Here is a 1,968-nt window from a genome sequence, read left to right as displayed (position 1 = left end):
CATCGGCGCTGTCCTTGGGTTGGGTTGCACCTCCAAGACTACGCCTTTCCCGGACTCCTGCCGCCCCATGCCTCGCGCTGATCACCTACTGAAATTGTTGGTTTTGGACCGAGGGATGATCAAGGCCCATTTTTCATTCCCAATCATTTCTCCAATATGCTTTCGTAGCATCTGGGAATAAATTTTATCTCCACTCACTACGCGAGCCGATAGAACACTCTTTGCATGCTGGTAATTAGAAACGAACACGTAGTCCTCATACCTTTGAAGGTGCATTGCTAACCCCACAATATTTTTCGTGACAGTGGCGCCATCAAAGGTATTGACGATTGGGGATGCTTCATTGACACCAACGGGCACAACATGCAAATGCGCATGTTCCGTAGAACATAGACTGACACTCGTCTGGCAAGATTTGCTGCCATGCTCACCGATTAAAATTGACTTACATGCTCCGTAGCAGCGTACAACTGATTCAATACATTCCTCTAGTTCAGGAAAAAAGTCACCGCTCAGTGCCGATAACAAAACGCTGTTTACGTGTTTTTTCGTTACTACTAAACAATGACCCTTTGCGAGTGGCCCGATACTCGGCAAAACCACAAGGTTTTTAGTCTCATAAAAGACCGCATTCATTACGCCACCTGCATTGACGGTAGCGGCAAATCGCGAAGAACTGCTGGCCACTAGCTCATCACAAATAGAACATTTGCCGTTTGTCATACAAAGCTCCGAATATCTGTGCTTATTCTTTGAGAGCTTTTGAAGTGCTCCCAAGGCTCATAAATGTACTTAAAGTTAGCTAGAGGCTCTTTATGCAAACCTGCTCTTCCATGGGATAAAGGTAAGACATCGCCAACTTTGATCGCCCCCAACTCTTTGGCTATAGATGCGTCGCCCTTATCCAGCGTAAACAGCAGATCACTATCGCCTCCGACATTTAGTATGTAATTTTTCCATGCATCGGAATTAGCAACCCCGGATTTTGGAAATGAAATAGGTAATCCATCAAGATCCAACGCGATTCGTACGCCACTTGCCTTAGCTATTTCTTCAGCCGAAAAGAATAAGCCATCAGACATATCAATACAGCAGCTGCATTTTCCGCTATTATTCAAGAGCAAGCCTTCTTCTACTTTAGCTCTTGGCCTTGATAGCTTTATTTCTTCGCCTACCAATCTGGCACGAGAAGCGTCAATGTAGTTACTTAGAACAGCCCCACACATTCCCGTTATATAAACTTCCTGCCCAGGTCGTGCAAGGTGCCTACCTAAAGGTTTATCATTAGCAACATTTCCTATGACAGTAATCGAATTTCGCAACACATCAGCTTCCTTCGTGTCGCCACCAACCAACTTCACTTTATATTCATCGGCGGCATCTCTTATGCCAGTTATGTAACTTTCTAAGAATTCAGTAGTGGTGCTGGGACTAAGGGCCAATGCCATAACGAAACATACGGGCATGCCGCCCATAGCGGCTATATCACTTATGTTTATTGTCAAGTGAAAGTGTCCTATATCAGCGGGGCTTCCGATTCCGAGCAGCTCCAAGAAACTTTTTCTGGGGCCTTGGTCAGTTGAAACAAGAAGTCTATTTCCCGCGCAAGGAATAACAGCGCAATCATCGAACTTAAAATCGTTGTAAAAAGGCGAAATTGCAGGAGAAATAAATTTAGAGATTATCTCTCTTTCTCCTAGTTCCGAAATAATCCTACTATTCATAATATAAATTCTAATAGTGGCTTAAGCTGCATCGTTTGATTCACCAAATAGCGATTCAGATGCCTTTATCAGTCTCTTGATAAATAGCTCGGACGAAAAACCAATCAAGAATCAAGACTCAACAACCACCAGCTAAAGCTGGTGGGTTGAAGTTACGGACTGAAAGTCCGGATACGGGTCAAATAGACCCGTTTAGGGTGCCTCTGTCCGGAAGTTGTCCTCTGCCCGTGGCTCGAAGTGATGC

At 44.6% G+C, this 1,968-nt stretch carries 2 protein-coding genes; both read right to left on the bottom strand.

What is annotated here, in order from left to right:
• Positions 1 to 81: 81 nt before the first annotated feature.
• The gene (locus CKO36_RS18875) at positions 82 to 723 is read right to left on the bottom strand and encodes an HIT family protein (protein WP_200286449.1); all 642 of its coding nucleotides are present in this window, start codon (positions 721 to 723) and stop codon (positions 82 to 84) included.
• Positions 720 to 1,724 carry a thiamine-phosphate kinase gene (locus CKO36_RS18870; protein ID WP_200286448.1) on the bottom strand — a complete coding sequence of 335 codons (1,005 nt, stop codon included), beginning with the start codon at positions 1,722 to 1,724 and terminating at the stop codon, positions 720 to 722. Before CKO36_RS18870 ends, CKO36_RS18875 begins: the two co-directional genes overlap by 4 nt.
• Between the last annotated feature and the right edge of the window lie 244 nt (positions 1,725 to 1,968).

Origin of the sequence: Rhabdochromatium marinum (assembly GCF_016583795.1) — a bacterium.
Taxonomy (GTDB): Bacteria; Pseudomonadota; Gammaproteobacteria; order Chromatiales; family Chromatiaceae; genus Rhabdochromatium; species Rhabdochromatium marinum.
This window is presented reverse-complemented; position numbering and strand designations above follow the sequence as displayed.